Source organism: Paenibacillus sp. FSL R10-2734 (assembly GCF_037963865.1).
Taxonomy (GTDB): Bacteria; Bacillota; Bacilli; order Paenibacillales; family Paenibacillaceae; genus Paenibacillus_AQ.
Genome location: NZ_CP150170.1, coordinates 3136242 through 3160324 on the forward strand (window position 1 = coordinate 3136242; position 24083 = coordinate 3160324).

Below are 24083 nucleotides of genomic sequence, written 5' to 3' on the forward strand. Positions count from 1 at the left end.
CACTAGGAGATTGTATTGTTATGCCTTTCACTTTTGCTCATCCTATTTTTGCACTTCCTTTTAAATATGTGAAACCAAAATACTTTAGTGCTACCGGCTTGATTCTAGGAAGCATGTCGCCTGATTTTGAATATTTTATTATGCTTGAGCCCTATCAAAGTATAGGGCATTCAATAACAGGATTATTTCTACAGGCAATTCCCCTATGTGTGATCCTTGCACTAATTTTCCATTCTATAGTTAAGGAGATACTAGTATTGCATCTTCCTTCGAACTATAATATTGATCAACGAGCTTACAATACCTTGAGCAGGTGGAGATTGACCACTAAGGGCTGGATAGTATTCATCATATCTGTGGTTATTGGTTTCTTTACTCACGTGTTCATCGATGGATTTACACATTTTAATGGTTACTTTGTAGAACAAGTTCCCTTATTAAGGGATATAGTGATTAATAATTTCCCTCTTTACAAAATATTGCAGCATTCTTTTTCGGCTTTCGGATTACTCATGCTAGCATGGATAATAATTAGTTCTTTGTATCGACACAATGAAACGGGAACGACAATACCGACAGTATCAACAAAACAAAAAAATATTTTCTGGACATCAGTAGTTATTGTAGCGGTAGCTTTAACGAGTATGAAGTTACTTTTAAGCTCGAGTAAGAATATAATCGGTATTCTAGTAGTTTCGCCTATTACAGGGGCATGCTTAGGAGTATTGCTTGTATCGATCATAATAAGAGGTTTAAAAAAGATAAAACAATTTTAATTCGTTAAATAAATTACGAGTACGAGCCAAATGTATTCGAAAAACCGAATACAATGTGCCGATGGTAACGTAAACGAGCCAAATGTATGCGAAAAACCGAATACAATGTGCTGCCGGTAACGTAAACGAGTCGAATGTATGCGAAAAACCGAATACAATGTGCTGCCGGTAACGTAAACGAGTCGAATGTATACGAAAAACCGAATACAATGTGCCGCCGGTGACGTAAACGAGCCAAATGTATGTGAAAAACCGAATACAATGTGCTGCAGGTAAGGTAAACGAGCCAGCGCTGTTATTCACCCCAAATCACCCGGAAATGGGCTTGTTATTAGGGAATACGTGTAACACGGTCCGTAAGCGGAACCTCACTACGAAGGTGTATATGGATACGAGTATGGAATTACGGATGTACTCAGCTTGTAACTCTACCTCCAAGGACGCCGTCAGGCGTTTTTTTTGTTATTATTTGAAAAATGGTTGAGAAATACATAGTTAATAGAATGAACTTTACTTATAATAATAACTTAGCGTATTTTTCCAGTGTTTGATTAAAACTTTAGATTTGTTCATTTAGTAACACTAGGCTGAAAGGAAGTTATCCCTTGTTTGAGACTTTGCTTTTGAATTTTTTGTTTATATTATTTCCAATCTTAATGTTTCTAATTTTCTTTGAGAATCGAGCTTTTGCCTACAATAGTAAGATACTAGTCCTACTGTCGGCAGTGACTATGTGTCTATGTATAGCTAAACCGTTTAAACTCGATATTGGCTTTATTTTTGATTTGAGATATGTCCCATTTATTATTGTGGCTCTTTTTGGTGGATATAAGAACGTTCTACCACTATATATCCTTTTAAATATCTATCGATTCTATGTGGGTGGAGAGGGTACGTTTCAATCATTTCTTTTTGCTACATCAATCCTGATCCTGGTCCCTCTATATAGTAAAAGGTTCATAAAACTAGATTCGAAAGGTCGCGTCATCGCGGCAACGATAATTTCTTTTCTGACGATGGGACTTTACCTAGTTACATTAGGTTTTACACAGGGGACGTTAAATAGGGAATTTTGGTTTCTCACTTTAAATGCCTTTACGACGCATGTCGGAGTGATGAGTATCAATATGATTTTAATAGAAAAGATTATCACCAATATTAAGAATCGCGATCGAATTATGCAATCGGAAAGATTAAATGTCGTTAGCGAGTTAGCGGCTAGCGTATCACATGAAATAAGAAATCCACTTACTGTAACCAGCGGTTTTTTGCAGCTACTAAATAAATCCAAGACGATCAGCCCAGAGGAGAAACAATACGTAGAGCTATCTTTATTAGAACTACAGAGGGCAGAAAAAATCGTGAGTGACTATCTCTCATTTGCCAAGCCACAATCCGAAAATATGGTTTATTCTAACATGTGGGCGGAGTCAGAATATACTAAAAATATCATCATGCCTTATGCCACGATGCATAAAGTAGATGTGCAATTTAGTTTTAATAATTCGCTTAATAAAAGTTATGATCGGAACCAGATTCAGCAATGTTTAATTAATCTATATAAAAACGGAATTGAAGCTATGAAGGATAAGGATGGCGGTACGCTGTTCATTGATATTTCGGAAAAAAAGCAAAATATTATCATCAGTATTCGAGATACTGGAATTGGAATGACAAAGGAAGAAATAACGCGTCTGGGTAAGCCGTATTATTCTACAAAAGAAGAGGGCACAGGACTTGGGATGCTAATGGTCTATAGTACCGTCAATAAAGTAAAAGGCATTATTGAAGTCGATAGTGAAAAAGGCAAAGGAACAACGTTTCTAATCACCATCCCTACTTAAGCGAAAACATGCCACGAGCCTATGTGAATCCATTTTTATAACTATAGGTGTCAAACTGAATATCAGGACTATTTATGAAAAGAATTTAGAATTATGTACGAAAACATAGACAGCGGACAGCTCATGTCCACTGTCTTTTTTTGATTACAATTAATAAACTTTAATACGCTTCACAAATAACGATAAAATCAATCCGATACCTGCAATTGCTGCGATAAATAAGTATGCATGTGTAATTCCAGCGGTTAAAATTTCAGGCTGTGCAGCGGCTGGATGTGTGTTAGCGTATCGTGTTTGCCCGCTAGACATTAGCGTAACAGCGAAAGTTGTACCAAGAGCACCTGCTATTTGCTGAAGCGTATTCATGACAGCAGCGCCATCCGGATAGTATTTCACGGGTAACTGATTTAAGCCATTGGTTTGTGCGGGCATAATGACCATTGCTAATCCGATAAACATAGCACAGTGTATTAAAATAAAGGTCAGGTTACTGGTTTCAGTAGTGTTGCTTGTAAATAGAAAACCTGCAATTGTTGCGATGGAGAATCCAAGCGGCAGCAATAATCTCGGACCGAATTTGTCGAATATTCTACCCGTAACTGGAGCCATAGCTCCGTTAATCACACTGCCTGGAAGGAGTAGAATTCCTGCAGCTGTGGCTGATAACAATAAACCTCCTTTTAAATATAAGGGTAATAAAATGGCAGAGGATAAAATGATCATCATTCCTAAAAAGACCATTATCAGACCTATTGTAAACATGGGATACTTAAACACTCGTAAATTCAGCATTGGCGTTTCCAACTTAAACTGTCGTAATACAAACAGAATTAAGCTGATGATACCAACGATAAGAGGTAAATAGACAATGATTTCACTTAAAGAATGATCAGCGATGTTGCTAAAACCAAATACGATGCCACCAAATCCAAAAGTAGAAAGTAGGATGGATAGAATATCAATTTTAGGTTTTGAGATATTGGCTACATTTTTGATGAATGTTAATCCGAATCCAAATGTAAATAATAATAAAGGTAAGCTTATCCAAAAGATAAACGCCCAGCCCAAATGATCTACGATCAAACCAGATAAAGTTGGCCCGATGGCCGGTGCACACATAATTACTAGTCCCATCATCCCCATGACGGTTCCACGTTTATGTGCAGGGAAAATAATTAGAATAATGTTCGTCATTAGGGGCAGCAATAATCCAGTTCCCAAGGCTTGCACTATACGCGCAATTAATAACGAGGTGAAATTAGGCGAGAGGGCAGCGATTAATGTTCCAACGATAGATAATATCAAGGAAGCTGTGAATAATTGTCTAGTGGTAAACCATTGCATTAATAAGGCGGATATAGGAACGAGGATTCCTAATACAAGTAAATATCCTGTGGTTAGCCATTGAACCGTGGAGGCGTTGATTGAAAATTCATCCATTAAGTTGGTAAAAGCCATATTTAAGGCAGTTTCACTAAATAGCCCGACGAACGCACCTAACATAAGCGAGAAGGCCATAAGGGCGGGACGTTTAACTTGAACAGTTGCTGTTGATTCCATGATAGGGATAATCCTCTTTTCAGAAATAGATTCGTATTATTTTTGTAGAATAGATGATGTGTCAACTATAGAGCGGGGGAAATTCATTTAGGCCTCTCTTACATTATTCTGCACACGAGTTAACAGAGTCTTTAGTGTTGAGTAATCTACAGGAGACAATCCTGTTGCAATAACTTCGTTTAATTTAATTGTCACCTCATTGATGGCAGACTCTAATTTTCTGCCTTCTTCTGTGACAAAAACATTTACCGAACGTCGATCCTGCGTACTGTTTACTTTATGAATGTAACCCTTGTTCTCTAAGCTAGCGATCATCCGGGCAACACTGGCTTTGTCCTTCCCAAGTTTATTAGCAATGTCGTTCTGAGATAAACCTTCTTTCTCAAGCAACAAAGCCATAAGTAAATGTTGTTCAGGAGCAAGTCGAACAGGGGCAAGCAATTTTGTTATATAATTGGCTATTTCTAAATGCAAATCTCGAATAACTAAACCTAGCGGGTCTTTGGAATCCATATGATCTCTCCTAAATAAAATATAGATGATATATCAACGTTTTGGTTTTGTTTATATTAACATAAAGTAACTAATACAAGTCAAGTAAAAGCAGAATAATCAAGCTAATCATTCCTTGGTGCTAGCTCACGAATAGAATATCTATTAAAATATATTCAGTAGGAAATTTATTTGAGGTCATAGGGTTAACAAAATTTATAGTAGAATTATAGACTTTGGTACAAGCGAGAAAACCTCTTCCACAATATATTGTTATAAATACAATGCTGGAGGGGAATTTATGAGAAAAAGAATATCATCAATAAGAAGAGTAAAGAGTTCGATTTCTAAAGGGTCAGCGGTGAAACGCACTTCGAGTAAAACAACGAAAAGAGTAGGGCGGTCAAGAATTCATGTTAGACAAGCTAATGCGTTTGAATTACAAGTATTTAGATTAGTTAACGAAGAACGGACGAGTAGAGGAATTGCTGCCTTAACCCTAAATACGCAGCTTAATGATCTTGCGATTTTGAAATCAAGAGATATGAGGGATAATAATTATTTTAGCCATACCTCTCCAACTTATGGCACCCCATCTCAAATGCTAGATCAAAATGGTGTGGCTTGGCGAGCTTATGGAGAAAATATTGCGGCGGGACAAGCAACACCTGAAGCAGTAATGAGAACTTGGATGAATAGCACTGGTCATAGAGCTAATATTTTGGATCCTCGCTTTACGGATATTGGGGTTGGTTATGTAGGGGGAACAGCTAATAGTCAATATCAACATTATTGGACACAACTGTTTATCCAGAAACCATAAGCATTTCGTTCGACAAGTTATAGAATATTGAGGAGGGAACTTTGGTCTCTACGGTAACGTGACCTATGGTTCCCTCCATATGTAACTGATTACATACGGGGGATTTTATGAATATAAATAATCTATTTTTTCACATTCTGTATTGTAATTACAGATACTTCGATGACCCCAAGAGAAATTGGAGCAAGCTTGTTAGAACCCTCCAGCATCATGAACTTCTCTTAGTGACTGGTGGGAAGGGCAGTTTTATGATTGAGCGAAAAAAATATTCGTTTAAAGCGGGTATGTTATTCTATATTTCTCCAGGTGTTAAGCAATCAATAGAGATAGATGCTGAAGATCCCTTATGCTTTCTGTCCGTTCATTTCAACTATGCGAAGGTGAGCATGGACGAGGAGAAATGGGGAATTAATGGTCATGTAGAGACACTCAATCTTCAAGATGTAACGGAAATGAAGGATTATTATCAGGTGGAAGATATCTTCGGTAAAATGATTCAGAGCTGGAATACTAAACTGCCAGGATATGAGTTTGTAGCGAAGACTTTTTTACAGCAGCTAATCATCGCGATTGCTCAAAATACACAAAAACAAAGTCAAAATTACTCTACTTCCTTAAAGGTGGAAAAAATCATCAACTATATGCATCAAAAGATAAACCATAAAGTGACCTTGGGTGAATTGTCTGACATGGTGCAGCTGTCACCTGCTTATTTGTCGAGAGCGTTCAAAGAGATTACAGGTTATTCGATCATTGAGTTCTTTAATAAAATGAAAATGGATAAAGCGAAAGAGCTAATTCTCGAAGGGGACATAAAAATCAAAGAGGTTGCGCAAGCCATTGGATTTACGGATGAATTTTATTTCAGCCGAATTTTTAAAAGAATGACAGGCATCAGCCCTTCTGAATTTCAGAGCAAAAATGTCCATGGAGTTTAGAATAATGCATGGTATAGAGCTAATCTGACTGTTAATATGAGGTTGTTATTGTTAGCAGAAAGAAGGCTTTTTTATGTCCATGTGGAAAAGGAATTTGATCGTTTGCTGGTTTGGTATGTTTGTAACGGGTGTAGGTATGAGCCAGATTGCGCCAGTATTGCCACTCTACATTAAGCATCTTGGCGTGGACAACGCCGATTCCGTAGCTCAGTTTTCGGGCATTGCTTTTGGGATTACCTTTATCGTTTCAGCCATATTTTCACCTATTTGGGGGCTGGCGGCAGACAGGTTCGGACGGAAACCAATGCTTTTGCGGGCAAGTCTTGGGATGGCGATTGTGATAAGCTGTATGGGTTTTGCACCCAATGTGTATGTATTAATTGCACTAAGATTATTACAGGGCACAATTACGGGTTATAGTACAGCTTGTACTACATTAATCGCAACTCAGACGGATAAGGAACATGCAGGATATGCTTTAGGAACCCTTTCAACGGCTAGTATTGCTGGAGCTTTGCTTGGCCCAACGATTGGTGGTTTCATTGCAGAGAGCATGGGTTTACAAAGTTCATTTTTTGTTACGGGTGGACTGATGCTGGTTGCCTTCATTACAACGGCTTTGTTCGTGAAGGAATCTTTTCATCGAGAAGATAAAAAGACGCTTAGTATGAAGGAAGTCTGGAGTAGTGTTCCAGAGAAAAGCCTAACGCTAACCTTGTTTGTAACCTTCTTTATTCTAACTGTTGCTTTATACACTGTAGAACCGATCATTACGGTATATGTTACTCAGCTCTCCAAGAGTGCTAGTCATGTGGCTCTGCTTGCAGGGATGACTTTCTCAGCTTCAGGGCTGGCTAATATCATTGCGGCTCCAAGGCTTGGCAAGCTGTCTGACCGAATAGGTGCTCAAAAAGTTATACTAGTTGCGCTTATAGCGGCAGGACTTCTATTCATCCCACAAGCGTTTGTTCAGAATCCTTGGCAGTTAATGGGTCTGCGTTTTCTACTAGGATTAGCGGCAGGTGGGTTAATACCTTCTGTGAATATCCTCGTTAAGAAAATAACACCAGATGCTCTTACAGGCAGAGTATTTGGCTTTAACATGTCGGCAGGTTATCTTGGCACATTTGCGGGTTCGGTTCTAGGTGGGCAAGTGGCAGCCTGGTTTGAGATCCGAGATGTATTCTTTATTACGAGTGTTTTGCTATTGATAAATGCAGGCTGGGTTTATTTTAAAGTGTATAAAAAACTAAGCTTAAATGGGAGAGAAAACAATGGGAGACTTAAAGAGATCAGAAACTGAATGTCTTGATGCAAAGAAAACGGCACTGGTTGTAATCGACTTGCAAAATGGAATTGTTAACATGCCTAATAAGGCTCCATATACAGGTGAGCAGGTGGTTCAGAAGGGTAGCAGTTTAGTTCAAGCCTTCACGGAAAAGGGTGCGTTTGTAGTACTTGTGAGAGTATCCTCGTTAGATGGACATGATATGTTAAGACCTCAAACAGATATGAAGATGAATGCAGGATCCATTCCAGAAGGCTGGGATACCTTGGTACCTGAATTATCTGACTTCAAAAACGCATATGTGATATCTAAACGTCAGTGGGGGGCATTCTTCGGAACGGATCTTGATTTGCAGCTACGGCGTCGTGGTATAGATACAATTGTCTTGTGTGGTATTTCTACATCCATAGGTGTGGACACGACAGCTAGAGAAGCTTATCAGCTTGGGTACAACCAAGTTTTTGTGGAGGATGCAATGACTGCCTCTACAAAAGAAGAGCATGACTATGTGTGTAAAACCATTTTCCCTAGAATCGGCAAGATTCGGACCACGGAAGAAGTCGTATTGGCTTTAAAATAGAATGTCGGAGGCCAGTACTAAAGGTGCTGGCTTTTTTGTGTTTATGTGGACTTGACTACACAAGTTATAATATTCTTGGATGGCTTGTTCACTAATCCAGCCTATCGCGAAAGTAAATTAAATGAGGTGGAACTATTTGTAGTACATTAATTAAAATTCATCGGCAGGACATTCCGAGAGCCGCCAGTGTTCTGGCAGAAGCCTTCGCAAAGGATGATCCATTGTATCAGCATATTTTGCCTGATGAAACAACCAGACTCCGTGTATTGAATATTTTTTTTCATCGTTATATTGAGATGTTGTATCCTTATTCGGATTTACTAACGACGTCAACTAATTATGAAGCTGTCGCATTGGTGTTCCATTCGGAGCGTCAGACAGGGACATGGATTTCGAACGTCAACTATATGAAACAGATTGGGCTTGCGATTCTCAAGTGTTTACCGATTTGCCGAATCATTGGTGTGCGAGGATTTATTAGAGGACTAACTATTCTACGCAGTATGAGTTCCTTATGGTTATCGATGTTTGGTGATCAGAAGTATTTGCATTTGGATATGCTTGCAGTGCAAGAACGCTATCGTGGACAAGGATACGTATCCAAGATCATGAAACCGCTGCTCGCCGAATGCCGTGAGAAGAATGCTTTATGCACATTAGAGACACAGACACCAAGCAATCTACCCATCTACGAGCATTATCAGTTCCTCACGGTCAAAGTTATCCCTTTACCAAATAGTTCTCTAGAGCAGTATTGTATGGCATGTACTCCAGATGCTACTGAGTAGAAATGATATATAGCGCATAAATAAAAGACGTTGGGATTCTATAACAAAAAATAGCATAACCTTCGAAGGATTGATATAATAGAAACATATATTCGCGTACTTCAGAACCCTATACGGATGTATACGGGTTTATTTTTTTGTGAGGATGATCGATTGAGAGCAGTTTTAAATTATGAAGTGATGGCGAGGTTGGCAGAAAGATGAATTGGTCGGATTTTGGCGAACGAAACAAACGATTGAATCCCCTATGGAATCTGGGGGCTGGGATGAACCTTGGCGAAATCCAACCGTATAAAGAAATGGTGTCTTTAAGCATCTTGTTGCAAGTCTATTATTTAGAGCTAGAATCCAATGAGAGAAGATCCAAGGAAGATATTGTAGCGCTGGCTTGGACTGCACTCGAACGCTTTAATATCGCGAATCTCGGGACTACCGAATCGGTAGAACGTTTAGTGGACGGCCTGCTCTGGAGCGGAAATGGTGGAGATTTCGAATCCTATTATTATGATGATGCGGCACGGCAAATGTCTGTGCAGAAATATAAGTATTTCATGGTGGATGAGGATGCGACCCGCAGTAGCTGGGAAGAGAGTGGCAGAACAATTTATCGACTCTCCGAATATGCTATGGAGCTTATTTTTATGAGTCATGAGATTATCGAAGAGTTCCAGATCAGCATCAAGCTGCTCGAGATTCAGATGCATATTAAGCATGGTCGTGTAACTCGGGCGCTTCAGGATGTGAATGAGCTTATCTCCCGGGTCCGGAAGATGACCCATGAGCAGCAGGAATACCGGAATGCATTGCGCCGTAACCCCAAGCATATTTTTAGTGAATTTGGAGTGGCTCGGCATCAGCGACTCGAAGAAATTCATCAGCAGTTCGATGAAGAACGCAAACATTTTGATAATATTCATCGTTCTTTGGCCCGGTTAGCTAATGACGAGAAAGATGTGATCGACTTCAATGAGATTCGTATTCTTTCTGAACGAGTTGAGCTCTCTAGGCGTGTACACGATGAGCTGGCCGAGGTAGTCTTGAACATTTTTGAGGTGGAGACTAATTTGAGATTGAACTTCCCTGAATTATTCTGGGGAGCCGCCGGCTTTAACTTTCGTACTCATGTCTGGGAGGAATGGGTTAAAGAAGAGGGTCTCCCAAGCGGCGACAGCCTTGAACTGCTACTCGGCGGATTATTCGCTCCGAATCAGGATTTTGTTTATCCACTTCCCTGGGCTTGGGAGGAGCAAGAGGTTGGCTTTATCCCGGATGTGGTGATGGATGAATTTGATGATGAGATAGATGCTGAGACCGTTCAATATATTCCTAAAAGTATCCCATGGGCGGAAGTCGTTGAACTGTGGAAGCCTGTGTTCAATGCGCTAGCCCGGCTGGGAAGTTTCACGTTTACTGCTGAAGCTTTTACCGCAGAGGAATTAACCCGTTGGGCGCGCACACCGGATGCTATTGATCTATGGGTGCAGTTTTTTCAATCAGAGATTACAGTACAAGAACAGGCTCCAGAGAGCAGCAACGGCTCCGATGAATGCCAGTTGCTAATCCGGTATGTACTTGCGGATGATCCTCAACTGGATAGCCTGCGCGGTAAGCTGCTACATACGAGCATTGCTCCAGAACCAACCCCAAGAGTACGCTGGTCTGGTCTGGATATGAGTCCATATACTATTACGATCGTGGAGAGGTGAGAGGTTACTAGCATGAGTTATACATTAGAACAGGTACAGCTAGCTTCACGGCTATTTTTTGAATTACTACGTAAAAAGGTAATCCCTCTCGATGATCCTGCGGCTGCTGAATGCCTTCAGGATGCAGGAACATATGATGCGCTTCAATATGTTGCTAAGGAGGCAGGCTGCCGAGTGATGAATTCCGGACACCGTCTCCATTTGTTGGTCAATCCACTCGGGTCAGTGTTCGCCACCAACTTTACCCAGTTGAAGAATAAATATTCACGAATTGAGCGCAAAACTCATTTACATATCATTAATATCATCATCCTTGTTTTTCTGGCCGAGATGGATCAGGACGAGACTCACTTTAAGTCCGGGCAGGACAGTATGTCCTATATACAGATATCCGATCAGGTGTCTTCACTTTTTCAAGCATGGATGCAGATGGATGATGAGGGGCGGTTTAGCCAGCAGTGGCGTTTGGATATCCAAGCGATGTCGAAGGTGTGGACTAATCTCTATATGCAAACTAAGAGTCAGGAAGAAAGCGATCTTCTGACAAGAGGCGCAGGCTCACGAATTGGTCTGATTCATGAAGGCATGAAGCTTCTGGAAGAGGAGAAGCTCGTGTTCATCTCGGAGTCAGAGAAGCGGATATTCCCACGGGAAGAGCTTTATGAGAGAATGCGGTATTTATATCATGATGTCGACCGGTATCAGGAATTAAAGAAACTCATCGGACGAACTTTAGCTGAGAAAGACGGTGCTATTAATGCCGCGGATTGAACGCATACGGATTACAGGACTTAAATACGAGAAAATGCTCAAGAAATATGATGACATGATTCTGGACCTCTGCAATGAAGAGGGACCAGCCAATACGCTTATTACGCTTATGAATGGTGGCGGGAAGGGCGTACTGCTGCAATCCATATTTCAGTTATTAATGCCCAAAACGCCATGGGGAAAAGACAGTGAGAACCAAGTTGAAGCATTTTTTCATAATCATAAAAAACAACTTAAGCCTTACACCTTTCATGTAGCTATCGAATGGCATCTCGACAACATTGAGCGTAATGAGTATATGACAACTGGTATTGCTATGACGGCACATAACTCGCTGGATCAGCAAGACATTAAAGTGGATTACCTACTATACGCACTCACGGATTACGGAGAAGCGTCTGAACTTAGCCTTTCGACGTTGCCACTCTTTGATGAAGAGACTGCTGAACCTACGAGTTTTGAAACGATCCAGCAATTTGTACGAGATAGGCGTGGGGAGATTGTACCTTTCGGTAGCCATAGCTCGGATTTAAAAAGATATTATGATTTCCTGGCTACTCGGGATATCCATATCGCCGAGTGGCGCAATATGCGGCGGATCAATGGAGAAGAGGGCGGTATCAAAGGTTATTTTAAAAAGAATGATGCTTTTACCAACCATAACTTGTTCGAAAAGCTGATTATTCCTGAAATCGGCTCCAGTCTGAATGAGGGGCTAAGAGAAGACGACAATACGCTGCAGCGTATGTTTATTGATACGGCAACAGTAGCTCAACGACTGCCAATGCTTGAACAGCGGGAACAAGTCTACACAGAGTTTCTTGGAATGGCTACTCCTTTATACGAGCTGGTGAAGCAAGGAGTAGAGGCGGAGAGCGCTGTTCAGGAAACAGAACTGCTTGGACGTCAGATCTATACGGTTATCCACGAAGAGCAGAGAAATGCGGAAGAAGAGCGAAGTAAGGCTGCAAATGAACTGGCTGGGCGTTATCAGGAAGCGAAGCAGCTGCGATTTGAGACGGACAATCTCAAGTATTTGCGCAGCAAGGAAGAGACGGAGCTAAAACAGGAAGAGTTCAACAAGCTCAGTGATGATCAGAGACGTGCACGTGGACGGCTGGATGATTCTAAGGCTCAGGAGAAAAAGCTAGAAGTGGCTCATTTCTTGGCTAAACGAATACTCCACACACGCCAAATTGAGCAATGGCAAAAGGAAATTCAAGCGATCGAAGGTTCTCTGGAGATGAAAGAACGTCAAGAGGTCATTCAGGCTGCTAAAGAAAAGCTTCGGAAACAGTGGGATGTGGTGTTTAGCCTCTGGCAACAAACGATCAGAGGGTTTGGAACAGCAGAGCGAGCTCTGACGACTGAAGAAAAAGGTTTGCGTAAGGAGCGGGAAAGCTTCCTGCTGGAGTTAGCAGGTCTGGATATCCAGATGAATGAATTGACGTTATCGATCCGGCAATATACAGAAGAGCTCGGTACATTCGCAGCCCAGCAGGGTCAGGAAGCTGCCCATGCTCCAGTGGCGGCGCTGCAACGTACGATTTCAGCTGCCAAAACGATACTGCTGGATATCGAAGCGTTAGGGGAACAGCATAAGGAGGCAGAGAATCGAAAGCTTGCATTGCATAAGAATCATGCCGAGCTCAGCGAGAAACATCGCTCTTATGAACGAGAGGTAGACGAGCTTGGGGTACATCTCGATTCACAGACCTATAAAGAATCACAGCTATGGTCACAAATCGTTGTGCTGCTGGAAATGTTTGATGAACATAATCGATTGGGAGCTACGGGCCTTTTTGAAGAACAAGAGGCGATTCAAGTACGCTTTATTCGAAAATTAGATGAAGGGGAGCAGCAGACGAAACGTTCCAGACGGGAATACTATAATCAGCTCATGGACGTGGAACTTCAGAACCAATCCTACTGGCTGCCGAATTCAGATATTCTGACGGTAAAGGATACACTCGATGCGCTTAAGATTCAATCCACACCAGGTAGTTCGTATTTAAATGATCGTCCCTACATTGAACGTGAGGAAGAACTAGAGCGCCATCCACTCCTTCCTTATAGTCTGATTGTAACCCGGCGCGAAGCTGATAAAATCAGCCCGGATTTGCTGAAGGGGACATTGCTGAAATCAGCGGTGCCTATCTTTATTCGTGAAGAGATGGCAGCTTCAGATCAAGTAGCTTTTAAGCTTTTAGCTAATCAAGGACCACAAATGGTACTGGAGCCAGATCGTTTCTTAAACTTTAAGAGCGGGATTCAGGCGAAGCTCAAGGAGCAAGAACAGGTGCTTCAGGACGCGGAGGCTTATTTATCAAAGTTGAAATCTGTGCGTCAGGAATATGATCGGTTATATCAAAATGAGAACACTGTGACGATTACAGCCAAACGTAATACCCTTATGAAACTACAGAGTGAACTTCAGCAAAGCATTATCAGTCTGAGCAACGAGATGGATGAGAACGAGGTCACCCTTACTCGGATCGGTCGGGAACTCGCCGAGAATAAGGCGCTTAGTGCAGAGCATGAGCAGAGAGCTGTAGCGTTGCAAGCTTGGATTGAACGTACAAAGAAGCATGAGCAGGATCAAAAGGAGAAGAAAAAGTATACAGATCGTAAGAGTCTGGTGAGCAAGGAGCTAACGAGTAAAGACCAGCAGCTTGAGCATCTTGAAGCGCAAATGGTAAGCCTTGGCGGAGAACGAGAGAAATGGATGGGAGATGCCAAGTATGCTCTTTTTCCTAGAATGCAGATTTGGTTTCCTGAGATCGTATTTCCGACATATCATCAGCTTTCGGATGATATGGAAGTTACACCAATAGATCAAGCTGAGCAGAATCTTCTGTTACAGCAGCTTAGTACTGTTGAAAGTCTGCAGCAATCGCTGACGGAGAATGAGCTTGAAATTCGAACAAGAGCAACCCAGATCAAAGCGGCAAGCGAGAATCTAACGGAGCTTGAAGGCAGCCTGAATCAAGTGGATGTGGATTGGCGGAAGGCGACAGAACCTGGTGAATCTACTGAATCCATTATGGCTGCAAGAAACCGTCAAAAGTCGGAAACATCTTCGCTAGAAGAGGACTATCAGATGGTACACGACTCTTTCATCCGCTGCCAGACCGAATTGGATAATTTGCAGAAGGAACTGCGCAAGGTAGAAAAGGGAATCAAAGAGAAACACGAGCGTGCCGTGGAGATTTGGAATGAGCTGCTTGAGCAAAAAGAGGCAGACATTCAAGAACGTTTTCAAGAGAATGAGCTCATGCTTAACCAGTGTAAACGATCTTTGGAACGAATGGATGCGCTCCTTCAGACGTTATCCAATCAAATTAAGATCATGAACGCACATATTGAGGATCGGGTCAATCTAAGGACTGTGCCAGAAGAATTAATGCTGAGCGTAAGAGAAGACTGCGAGTCGCTTGTTGCTGACTGGCTTCTTCAGATTAAGGATAGCTGGGTTAGTCGGGACGAGGTCGCAAGAAAAGTGAAGGAAGAGAAAAATTCATTAACTGGAAAACTTGCTAAGAGCGAACGGAATTCTGAACTGGAGATCAAGATTCAAGAACGTTTAAATACGGTTCATTGGGATAACTTCGCTATTGCTCAGCAAGTCCTAGATTCGATGTTACGTAGTTCACGTGATCAGATTGAGAGCATTCAAAACGATAAGGAGGATATGGATCAGTCTCGTAAGATGTGGGTGGCTCGGGCTTCTTATCGTGTAGTACAAATCATTGATATTATGAAGCGAATGGAAAGACGGATGATTATTCATAACGAGAATAATTATGCCTTCCCGCTGGTTCGTCTGAATTACAAAAACATCAATGTACCGAGAGCGAGCGATGAGGTAGAGCCGATGGTGAGCGATTATTTCAATCGGTGTATCCAGGAATTGCTCGCAAAATATCCAAAGATTGAACAAGTGCCAACACTTATAATCAAAGAGGTTATTAATGACGGACGAATCGTCTATGCGGCGCTTCAGAATCGCTTCCCGATTCTTCAGGTATATAAACCAGTAACGGAAAACTACTTCCTCTACGCCGCGCCGGAAGACTATCATTATTCCGACTGGGAGATTATCAACCGCGGTGCGCTGGATGAGGCTGTCGGCAGTGGTGGACAGCGCCAATCGGTACAGCTGCTAGTAGCAATGATGATCATGACGCATAAACGTGTGAATCGTGAGAATAAAGTGTGGACGGTCTTTTTATATGACAATCCTTTCGGAGAAATGGTGTCCAATAATGTACTTGACCCCGTATTTGAGATTTCAAAAGCGCTCAAGTTTCAGTGGCTGATTGTTACACCACCGGAGCTAGTGAAGAATGACGTCAGTGTTCGTTTTGGAGTATACTGGCAGCTCTATTTCGGAGGTGTCAAAGGGGATATGCTAGAATCTACCCTAGTCAAGGGAGGAAGAAAGCTCATTCCTGTTTCGCTTTTTTGACCAGCAGCGTTTACCAGCGTCCATAATGAAAGGGGCGTACCGAAGTAGCATTAAGCTACTCCGGTACGCCCCTTTTTTCGCGTTGAGGATGAATTAGGGAAATTGTCCCTGAAATTAGCCAATTACCGGTTCAATGTGTGACTTTTAGGGAAATCCTCCCTAATAAATACGAGAATACCCGCTTTACGAAGGAATCACCCTGATAATTAGGGAGATTTTCCCTAATTGTCGCTTGGAGCACGATAAGTCTCACATAATTAGGGAGGTTTTCCCTAATTAGTTTTTAGACCCACTCCATATATTGGGATAGCTTCTTACTTTAATCCTAGGAAATGAATGACTATTTAGCTTTACGTTCAGAAATATACGAACCGGTTAGTGTCAACAAGGTTCCCAGTATGGTTGCCAAGGTAATCTTTTCATTCAGGATAAGGGCAGAGGCAATCACTGTAACTACAGGGACGATATAAATATACACACTTGTTTTTACGGCTCCTAAGATTCCTACAGCCCGATTCCAGGTCACAAAACATAAAGCTGAAGCTCCCAGTCCTAAGAAGAGGATGTTGGTAATATTTTGGGTGTCTTTGAACCTACCTAGATCCAGATGGAAATCAAAGATAAACAAAGCTGGCAGCATAAAGAGGATGCCATAAAAAAATACTTTGCGGGTAGCCCCAATCGTGTGAACCTGTAAGCCGCTTATTTTTCGCATTAATACAGAGTAAATGGCCCAAACCATAGGGGCTATGAAAGCCAAGAGGTCTCCGATCGGGTTCAGTTTTAGTAGAAAACTCCCATTCAACCCGATTAAAATAATTCCTGATAGCGCAATTACAAATCCAATAACAAACTGACGATGAAATTTCTCCTCCTCTAAAAAGAAGTGAGCTATAACCGCTGTGAAGAAAGGAGCGATCGAGACAATCACGCCTACGTTGGAAGCAAGGGTATAGACTAGAGCAATATTTTCCAGAAGAAAATATAAAGTAATTCCACATAATCCTGCTGCAATAAATAGTAATTCTTCCTTAAACGACTTCGTTCGCACTGGACGTGAATAGATCAGTAACAAAACAAAGTAACCCAATAGAAAGCGGAAGAACAGAATTTCAACAGGAGTAAAGTCTGTTAACAGTATTTTTGAAGAGATAAAGGTTGTTCCCCAGATGATAATCGTAATTAGAGCCAGCAGATGTCCCGTATTGGGCTTACGATGATCCATCATATCGTGCGTTCTATTGATTGCGTTTGTCCCGGTTGCTGAATAAATATACGCATATATTGCTTAGGGGTTAAGCCAATCAATTTTTTGAAAAAATTTGTGAAATGGCTCTGATCACTGAATCCGGTTAGAGAGGCCACTTCTATGGGGAGTATTCCTTGTTCTAATAGTCGTTTAGCCTGGTTAATCCGAATGGTTTCCAAGTATCGATAAGGTGATATCCCTTTTTGTCTTGTAAATAAACGCAGCAAATGATATTTGCTTAAGCCTGTCAATTCACTTAATTGATTGAGGGTAATATTCTGCGCATAATATTTCTCTATGTATTCGCAAATCGTTTTGATTTCAGAGGTAAGGTCTTGTGAAGAATAGAAGGGCTCTGCATCGGAATATTCTCTCAGAAGCTGCTCCAGGAGAAACAGAAACAATTCTTCTTTTTGAAAATCAGTTTGATCCTCTACTATCATTTGATGTAGATCATCTAATGAGATCGCCAGTTCACTTTGGTAAAGAGCATTATGTGTGAACCGAGGCAAGTAGTCCATGCCGGTAATTTCAAGCACATACTTACGCATAATCTCTGGCTGAATATTAAAGGCACGATAGTCAAAGGAATTCCCGTCCAGCGGTTCACAGGAGTGGGGATCCTGCGGATTAAAGATAATCACGTCTCCGCTGTTAAGGATATGCTCTGCATTGTTACAAATCATAAGTCTTTTGCCTTGTTCAATAAAACCTATAACGTAATGGTCATGGAAATGGTTGGGGAATTTCTGCATGATCCCTTCAAAGCGATAGGCTTCAAAATTCAAGTCGCTATCGAAGACGATGGTTCGAACTTCACGAGTCACTGCTGCACCTTCTTTTCCAGTTAAGTAACCCCATTATAATGTTAAAATTAGGAGCATTCTTGCACGATGTTGCGATTGGGGTACAATATATGCTAGATCGCAGTTTCCTCTGGCTCTAATAGTGTTGGAATGGTTACGGTAAAGGTGGTACCTTGCTCAGGAATACTTTCTACAGTTATAGCTCCGCCATGATTATGTACAATATTCTGTGTGATCATAAATCCAAGGCCTGTTCCTGTTTCTTTTGTCGTATAAAATGGTTTGCCTAGTGCTCTGATTTGTTCCTCATTCATCCCGCAGCCTTCATCCTGCACACTAATTCGAGATTCAGTTTCAGTTGTATGAACATGAATATATATGTTTCCCCCATGATTCATTGCTTCCATCGCATTTTTAAGTAAATTAATAAACACTTGCTTAAGCTGATAGTCCTCTCCATGGATCCAAATGGGTTGATCTGCGCAGACAGGAAGAATCTTAAGGTCTTTCAGTGCAGCTTGTCCATTCATTAGTGTGGAGACCTGTTCCAGCAAAGATAATAAATCCACAGGTTTACTGGTATGCGTCGTTTGTGGCTTGGATAAGACAAGTAGCTCGTTGACGATAAATTCGATGCGTTTCAATTCTGACTCAATGATGAAAAAATATTTATCATTCATACGCTCGGAAGAGCGAAGCAGCTTCATAAAGCCGTTAATGGCTGTAAGCGGATTCCTGATTTCATGAGCGATTCCAGCTGCTAATTGCCCTGCGGTGGATAATTTCTCAGATTGAATTAGCCGTTCTTCTTCCAGCATTTGCTGAGAGATATCTTTGAATATTCCAATAAATGCTTTGTTTCCATTAAATGTAATCGGTAATGTGAACCCATCCACATATTTCTGTTGACCATTTAAGCAATTAATTAAGTAGCAAACAGAACCTAAGGTATTACCGCTGTAATACCTTTCCCTTCGCTCTTGAACGATTTGATAATTGGAAAGATCTACAATATCATTTGTAGATGTAACAAGAACTTGATCCAGGCTCTCCGCATGGATTAATTGTAAGCCCGCTGAGTTCGCGTACTGAATAATCCCATTCGCTGTAATAACAACGGTCAAAGGTAACCCCTCTAGTAGTTGCAGGAAGGATGTTTCTTTCTCTAGTAGATTGTTTTCCGCTTCCTGTAGCTGAGCTTCCATTTGCCTAATGATCGTCTTATTCTCGAATTGAGTAAAATAATATAGGGGAACACCGTCGCAATCTGAAATGATAGATATGGAGATCTCTAGTGATAACAGTTGTCCGGTTGGTTGGTAGTAATCCTGTTGGAATCGATGCGGATGGATATTCAAGGAGGATAGAGACCTTCCAAGCTCAGCGATTTCACGGATCTGAGTTAGAAGAGTACGAACGGTTGAAGAGGGAGTTTGTAACTCGTTATGTTCATACCCCAAGAGGGTACTTAAGGCTGAATTCCATTTCAGGAATGTTCCATCAAACGAAACAAGAGCCATTCCAACTACAGCATGTGTAAAAGTAAAGTCAAAACTTTGGAATTCATTGGGCCGCACTACACTTCACCTCTCATGTTCTTTCCGCTATATGTAATAGTCATAGTATAAAACATATATTCTAGTAAAATATATAAATTTTTATGTAAACAAGAACCGTTCGAAATAGCTATGTGTTGTTGTGAAAATAAGGGTGCAAGTGCCAAACGATTTCAGGTAATATTAGTGAATACGTGCATTTATAGAAAGTGGAGGCGTTGTACCGTGCAATCAATCGTTGGTGAAATCCGAGAAATTAATCGCTATCCAGTCAAGTCATTTGCAGGTGAACGATTGGAAACCTGTATGATAGAACCGTATGGAATGCTTGGGGATCGTTTCTGTGCCTTTTATGATGAGTCAAAAGAGGGCTGGTGGCGTTATTTTACGGCTAGAAATAATCCTAAAATGCTTACCTATCAAGCGCAATTCATTAATGGAGAAATCCATGTAAGGACTTCGGATGGACGAACCTTTGGGTGGGATGACCGTTTATTGGAAGAAATCCAAAGCCAAACTAAAACGCAAATTTCCATGTCTAGTGTAAAAGCTTCACATCCACAGCCGGAGCATCCGCAATTGTTATCAGTGGATGGCGCTAGTATTTTGCTCATTACAGATGCCAGCCTAAAGAAGCTAGAAGCTGCTTGGGGACATTCCTTAGATCAGCGGCGGTTTCGTGGAAATTTCGTTGTAGCTGTGAACGATGAATCGCTTTTCGAAGGGGATTGGATCGGGCGGCGGCTCTCCATAGGAGATGTGCAGCTACAGGTAGATAGTTTTTGTGAAAGATGTATGGTCATCACGATGGACCCCGATAGCCTTGAAAGAGACCCTAAACTATTGAAAAAACTAAACCAAGAGTTTGAGCTACACTTCGGAGTGTATGCTTCTGTAGTTAAGACAGGGGAAATCAGAATCGGAGACAAAGTAGAATTAATGGAATAGATAATGATATAAACTTCCTTTACATTCCCATATGGATAAATTAACCTTTAAAGGAACGGAAAATTTATAGCGGGAGGGTATGTATGAAGAAGAAAATAATATCCCTGTTGATGGTATCTCTACTTTTCGTGGTGTATTTTCCTACGAATGCTTTAGCGGCGGATAGTAGTAAAACGCAAACATATGTGAACACTCAGAAGGTGGCGGCGGAGAAGGCAGCATTCTTAACGGAAAAGCTAGGAACGACAAGTCTTCAATATGCTCTTATTGATGGAGATAGTATCGTTGTGAGCGGCCAAGCTGGATACAGCCATGTAGAAAGCAAGACAGCACCAAGCAATACAACGATGTATGGAATTGGCTCGACGAGTAAGATGTATACGACAGCTTCTATTATGAAGCTAGTTGATCAAGGAAAGGTAGATTTGGATGCACCTGTCGTATCTTATCTGAATAATTTTACGATGGAAGATTCACGTTATAAGCAAATCACCGTACGCATGCTGCTGAATCATTCATCAGGTCTTGGTGGCTCGAGCTTATCAAACGCTTTCTTATTCAATGATTCTGATCCTATCGCCAAAGATAATTTACTAGCTACTTTGGCAACACAACGTCTAAAGGCAGATCCAGGCGCCTACTCAGTATATTGTAATGATGGATTTACAATGGCGGAGTTGATTGTTGAGAAGGTTAGCGGAATGGACTTCACTACCTTCATTCATCAAAATTTCACAGGTCCTTTAGGGCTTGAGCATACGAAAACACCAGTAGATAGTGTGGATTCTAGCCAACTGGCAAGTGTCTACAATGCAGCTTACTCAGCGGCTTTACCAAAAGAGACGATTAACGTGATTGGAACAGGTGGGATCTATTCCACCGCTGAAGATTTGGTGCGTTTTGCAACAATTTTTACTGGAGGATCGAATGGGATTCTGTCAGAAAAATCTGTACAAGCGATGGAGCAAGAGGAATATAAACGTGGCATGTGGCCGAAAGGAACAGACAATTCCTTTGCTTATGGTTTAGGCTGGGACAGTGTGAATTTATATCCTTTTAATCAGTACGATATCAAGGCTTTGACGAAGGGGGGAGATACAGTTCTGTATCATACTTCACTTGTCGTGTTGCCCGAACAGCGGATGGCAGCGGCCGTTATATCTTCTGGCGGAGCGAGTACAACCGATCAGATGCTTGCAAACGAAATTTTGCTCAGTGCACTACAAGAAAAGGGAATTGTTAAGGAACTGAAAGCTACTCCTACATTTAAAGCCTCAAACAAAGAGAATATGCCAGAGGAATTGCTAAGCTATGCTGGTGTCTATGCTGATTCTACGCAGCTGCTGAAGATAGAGATAAGTAAAGCTGGGGAATTGAGTATATCTTCGATTATGGCGTCCACGTTGCCAGCTCAGAAATTTTCGTATAATACGAACGGTGAATTTTTAGATGCAGAGGGTACTAGTAAAGTTAGCTTTGTGAAGGAGAGCAATGGTCGTATCTATCTTTGGACACAAGGGTACGGGGTGATTCCAGGACTTGGTGAAACTGCCAGTACTCAATATGCAGCTGAGAAGCTTGAACTGAATTCATTATCCAATGAGGTCACTTCTGCATGGCAGCAGCGTCAAGGGAAATTGTATTTTTCTGTCAGCGAGAAGTATAGCTCACAATATTACATGAATATGCCAATAGCTGGAATTGCTATGTTCCCTGATGCACCGGGCTATATGGGCTCGAATAAAATAACTGGGCCAAATAAAGCAGAAATGACCGTGCAGATTCCAACATTAGGTGGGCGCGATCTTTCGGATATTATTTTTGAGACGAAAGATGGTGTAGAGTATTTAAAGGTTGGCAATCAATTGTTTATTCCACAGGATGCCATTAAACCTATCTATGCTGGACCGCAATCATTGGTAACTATCCAAGCAGATGGACATGCAAGATGGTATGAAATACCTGATACAGCATCAAGTAAGTTGCTGACAGTAGAACTACCACCTAAAGGTTCCTTTGCTGTATATGATGAGAATGGTATGTGTGTGAATTTCTCAACTGTAAGTGGTCTTACGCAAGTTAAACTTCCGAGTAACGGGATAATTGTATTTGTAAGCGATGTGGGTGCGAAGTTCGAATTGACAATCAAATAGTTCAATTATATTTTTTTAAAAAAAGAATCCTGTTACCCAGATCATTTATCTTGGTAACAGGATTTTTTATTTGAAATTCTTTGAGAATTCTCTTATTTTATCAACAAAAATCCCTTTGAGCTGATCCGTTCCTTCCTTGGGTGCCTTATAGGCCTTATAACCGCCAAAGGATTCGATGCAAATCGCAGCTTTTTTTAGCTCATCCGGAAAATTCTTCTCTATTAATTCCTCAGTTGTCTTTGGTTTCTCGTTGCAAATATAGTAGCCCATCTTCTTATTTAGTAACTCATCTTTATTCTTTTTGATGAAATCACGAATCGCTTTATATATTTTCTCATCTCTTACTCCAGCACCTAAAATAATGCTATCAAATGCCTCGAGATTTGGCTTCTCTGTTTCAATATTACAGACCTTACTATGAGGAAGCTCTTCTGATAATACCTTTGCGCATTGCTCAGTTGCCCCTGATTTTGTAGCGTATAGAATAAGTACTGTCATTGTGGTTCCTCTTTTCAGCTTAGATTATTCAGGTTCCAAAAACTCTCGTAATTCATATATCTTGATTATCGAGATATTATATATATTATCGAAAACGCAGATCTTTTGTCAAGTTATTAGCAAGATCTCATACATTAATCCAACATCCTTATTATGGTATCATAGGGATAATTGCTCTATCACTAACTACATCTTTAAAGAATCAAACGATAAAGAGGGGAGTGGAGATAAGTTGAGTATCATCGTTATGCTAATCATCTATTTTTTGCTTGGAGTATTTGTGATTAAATTAGGTATCGATAACTCTAGAAGTACGCAATTATCAAAAGAAATATTAAATGAGTTAAGAGAAATCAAAGAACTAATGATAAGAAATAAATACGAATAACTTCTTAGAAGGAGGTCAACAAGCATGATCATTCCATTTTTATTATTAATTCTTGCTTTTTCTGGTTTTTTTCTAAGGATATGGATTGTTGGCCCGGATAAAGAAAAACTTTCTGACGACGGTAATGAGCTAAATATAAAAGGTAAATTAATACTCGGACTTATTGGATTAATTTCGGCAATTGTCATAATGATAGCTGATGGCGTACAGGGGATGGGAATGAAGTGGTTTTGGATTGTATTCATAATTATTACCCTAGGATTTCATTCATTTATTGATTGGAAATTTTTAAAGCATACGAAACAACATATCGTTTCACTGATTTTGTTAGTCGAAGGTGTGGTGTTAGTTTATTTTCTTTTCTAATCGATTGAACCATAAAGCCTAATCTCCTGTCAGCGTGCACAAGGGATTAGGCTTTTTTGCTTATTGTAGATAACCGAACTGACGA

Annotated in this window: 20 protein-coding genes; 14 read left to right on the forward strand and 6 right to left on the reverse strand. The window is 40.9% G+C overall.

Annotation, left to right across the window (positions count from 1 at the left end):
- Positions 1-20: 20 nt before the first annotated feature.
- Positions 21-776, forward strand: coding sequence for a DUF4184 family protein (locus NSS67_RS13715; RefSeq protein ID WP_339320049.1), 756 nt, complete (start codon positions 21-23; stop codon positions 774-776).
- Positions 777-1381: 605 nt separating this feature from the next.
- Positions 1382-2620 (forward strand): ATP-binding protein, encoded by a 1239-nt coding sequence (locus tag NSS67_RS13720; RefSeq protein ID WP_339320050.1) that lies wholly within the window; start codon positions 1382-1384, stop codon positions 2618-2620.
- 150 nt (positions 2621-2770) lie between these two features.
- Here the strand turns inward: NSS67_RS13720 and NSS67_RS13725 are convergent, their stop codons facing one another.
- Complete coding sequence (locus NSS67_RS13725) at positions 2771-4180, reverse strand: MDR family MFS transporter (RefSeq protein ID WP_339320051.1); 1410 nt, start codon at positions 4178-4180, stop codon at positions 2771-2773.
- Between the two features lie 87 nt (positions 4181-4267).
- The gene (locus NSS67_RS13730) at positions 4268-4693 is read right to left on the reverse strand and encodes a MarR family transcriptional regulator (RefSeq protein ID WP_339320052.1); all 426 of its coding nucleotides are present in this window, start codon (positions 4691-4693) and stop codon (positions 4268-4270) included.
- Positions 4694-4973: 280 nt separating this feature from the next.
- On the opposite strand from NSS67_RS13730, the gene NSS67_RS13735 reads away from it, so the two are divergent.
- From NSS67_RS13735 to NSS67_RS13770, 8 genes are all read left to right on the forward strand, one after another.
- Positions 4974-5495, forward strand: a complete 522-nt coding sequence (locus NSS67_RS13735; protein ID WP_339320053.1) for a CAP domain-containing protein — start codon at positions 4974-4976, stop codon at positions 5493-5495.
- Positions 5496-5602: 107 nt separating this feature from the next.
- Positions 5603-6433 (forward strand): AraC family transcriptional regulator, encoded by an 831-nt coding sequence (locus NSS67_RS13740; protein ID WP_339320054.1) that lies wholly within the window; start codon positions 5603-5605, stop codon positions 6431-6433.
- A gap of 73 nt (positions 6434-6506) precedes the next feature.
- Complete coding sequence (locus NSS67_RS13745) at positions 6507-7736, forward strand: multidrug efflux MFS transporter (protein WP_339320055.1); 1230 nt, start codon at positions 6507-6509, stop codon at positions 7734-7736.
- On the forward strand, positions 7708-8301 hold the full coding sequence (locus tag NSS67_RS13750) for a hydrolase (RefSeq protein WP_339320056.1): 594 nt from the start codon (positions 7708-7710) through the stop codon (positions 8299-8301). Before NSS67_RS13745 ends, NSS67_RS13750 begins: the two co-directional genes overlap by 29 nt.
- Before the next feature lie 266 nt (positions 8302-8567).
- On the forward strand, positions 8568-9089 hold the full coding sequence (locus NSS67_RS13755) for a GNAT family N-acetyltransferase (protein WP_339320057.1): 522 nt from the start codon (positions 8568-8570) through the stop codon (positions 9087-9089).
- Positions 9090-9289: 200 nt separating this feature from the next.
- Positions 9290-10795 (forward strand): hypothetical protein, encoded by a 1506-nt coding sequence (locus NSS67_RS13760; RefSeq protein ID WP_339320058.1) that lies wholly within the window; start codon positions 9290-9292, stop codon positions 10793-10795.
- 12 nt (positions 10796-10807) lie between these two features.
- Complete coding sequence (locus NSS67_RS13765) at positions 10808-11566, forward strand: DUF6063 family protein (protein WP_339320059.1); 759 nt, start codon at positions 10808-10810, stop codon at positions 11564-11566.
- Positions 11553-16034 carry a hypothetical protein gene (locus NSS67_RS13770; protein WP_339320060.1) on the forward strand — a complete coding sequence of 1494 codons (4482 nt, stop codon included), beginning with the start codon at positions 11553-11555 and terminating at the stop codon, positions 16032-16034. The genes NSS67_RS13765 and NSS67_RS13770 overlap by 14 nt, the downstream gene beginning before the upstream one ends.
- Before the next feature lie 340 nt (positions 16035-16374).
- Here NSS67_RS13770 and NSS67_RS13775 read toward each other — a convergent pair whose 3' ends face one another.
- From NSS67_RS13775 to NSS67_RS13785, 3 genes are all read right to left on the reverse strand, one after another.
- Positions 16375-17259: a DMT family transporter gene (locus NSS67_RS13775; protein ID WP_339320593.1), complete on the reverse strand. Its 885-nt coding sequence runs from the start codon at positions 17257-17259 to the stop codon at positions 16375-16377.
- On the reverse strand, positions 17259-18110 hold the full coding sequence (locus NSS67_RS13780) for an AraC family transcriptional regulator (protein WP_339320061.1): 852 nt from the start codon (positions 18108-18110) through the stop codon (positions 17259-17261). The genes NSS67_RS13775 and NSS67_RS13780 overlap by 1 nt, the downstream gene beginning before the upstream one ends.
- Positions 18111-18202: 92 nt before the next feature.
- On the reverse strand, positions 18203-19666 hold the full coding sequence (locus NSS67_RS13785) for an ATP-binding protein (RefSeq protein ID WP_339320062.1): 1464 nt from the start codon (positions 19664-19666) through the stop codon (positions 18203-18205).
- A gap of 204 nt (positions 19667-19870) precedes the next feature.
- Here NSS67_RS13785 and NSS67_RS13790 point away from each other — a divergent pair, with 204 nt between their 5' ends.
- Together NSS67_RS13790 and NSS67_RS13795 are read left to right on the forward strand one after the other, a co-directional pair.
- Positions 19871-20593, forward strand: coding sequence for an MOSC domain-containing protein (locus tag NSS67_RS13790; protein ID WP_339320063.1), 723 nt, complete (start codon positions 19871-19873; stop codon positions 20591-20593).
- Between the two features lie 83 nt (positions 20594-20676).
- The gene (locus NSS67_RS13795; RefSeq protein ID WP_339320064.1) at positions 20677-22746 is read left to right on the forward strand and encodes a serine hydrolase domain-containing protein; all 2070 of its coding nucleotides are present in this window, start codon (positions 20677-20679) and stop codon (positions 22744-22746) included.
- Positions 22747-22812: 66 nt separating this feature from the next.
- On the opposite strand, the gene NSS67_RS13800 is transcribed toward NSS67_RS13795, so the two are convergent.
- Positions 22813-23244: a flavodoxin domain-containing protein gene (locus NSS67_RS13800; RefSeq protein ID WP_339320065.1), complete on the reverse strand. Its 432-nt coding sequence runs from the start codon at positions 23242-23244 to the stop codon at positions 22813-22815.
- Between the two features lie 232 nt (positions 23245-23476).
- Here NSS67_RS13800 and NSS67_RS13805 point away from each other — a divergent pair, with 232 nt between their 5' ends.
- Both NSS67_RS13805 and NSS67_RS13810 read left to right on the forward strand, forming a co-directional pair.
- The gene (locus tag NSS67_RS13805) at positions 23477-23632 is read left to right on the forward strand and encodes a hypothetical protein (protein ID WP_339320066.1); all 156 of its coding nucleotides are present in this window, start codon (positions 23477-23479) and stop codon (positions 23630-23632) included.
- 24 nt (positions 23633-23656) lie between these two features.
- Positions 23657-23998 (forward strand): DUF4181 domain-containing protein, encoded by a 342-nt coding sequence (locus NSS67_RS13810; protein ID WP_339320067.1) that lies wholly within the window; start codon positions 23657-23659, stop codon positions 23996-23998.
- The last annotated feature ends 85 nt before the right edge of the window (positions 23999-24083 follow it).

Coding starts and splice junctions, on each gene's coding strand:
- NSS67_RS13715 (WP_339320049.1), top strand. CDS start 21: ATGCCTTTCACTTTTGCTCATCCTATTTTTGCACTTCCTTTTAAATAT.
- NSS67_RS13725 (WP_339320051.1), bottom strand. CDS start 4,180: ATGGAATCAACAGCAACTGTTCAAGTTAAACGTCCCGCCCTTATGGCC.
- NSS67_RS13730 (WP_339320052.1), bottom strand. CDS start 4,693: ATGGATTCCAAAGACCCGCTAGGTTTAGTTATTCGAGATTTGCATTTA.
- NSS67_RS13735 (WP_339320053.1), top strand. CDS start 4,974: ATGAGAAAAAGAATATCATCAATAAGAAGAGTAAAGAGTTCGATTTCT.
- NSS67_RS13740 (WP_339320054.1), top strand. CDS start 5,603: ATGAATATAAATAATCTATTTTTTCACATTCTGTATTGTAATTACAGA.
- NSS67_RS13745 (WP_339320055.1), top strand. CDS start 6,507: ATGTCCATGTGGAAAAGGAATTTGATCGTTTGCTGGTTTGGTATGTTT.
- NSS67_RS13750 (WP_339320056.1), top strand. CDS start 7,708: ATGGGAGACTTAAAGAGATCAGAAACTGAATGTCTTGATGCAAAGAAA.
- NSS67_RS13760 (WP_339320058.1), top strand. CDS start 9,290: ATGAATTGGTCGGATTTTGGCGAACGAAACAAACGATTGAATCCCCTA.
- NSS67_RS13765 (WP_339320059.1), top strand. CDS start 10,808: ATGAGTTATACATTAGAACAGGTACAGCTAGCTTCACGGCTATTTTTT.
- NSS67_RS13770 (WP_339320060.1), top strand. CDS start 11,553: ATGCCGCGGATTGAACGCATACGGATTACAGGACTTAAATACGAGAAA.
- NSS67_RS13775 (WP_339320593.1), bottom strand. CDS start 17,259: ATGGATCATCGTAAGCCCAATACGGGACATCTGCTGGCTCTAATTACG.
- NSS67_RS13795 (WP_339320064.1), top strand. CDS start 20,677: ATGAAGAAGAAAATAATATCCCTGTTGATGGTATCTCTACTTTTCGTG.
- NSS67_RS13800 (WP_339320065.1), bottom strand. CDS start 23,244: ATGACAGTACTTATTCTATACGCTACAAAATCAGGGGCAACTGAGCAA.
- NSS67_RS13810 (WP_339320067.1), top strand. CDS start 23,657: ATGATCATTCCATTTTTATTATTAATTCTTGCTTTTTCTGGTTTTTTT.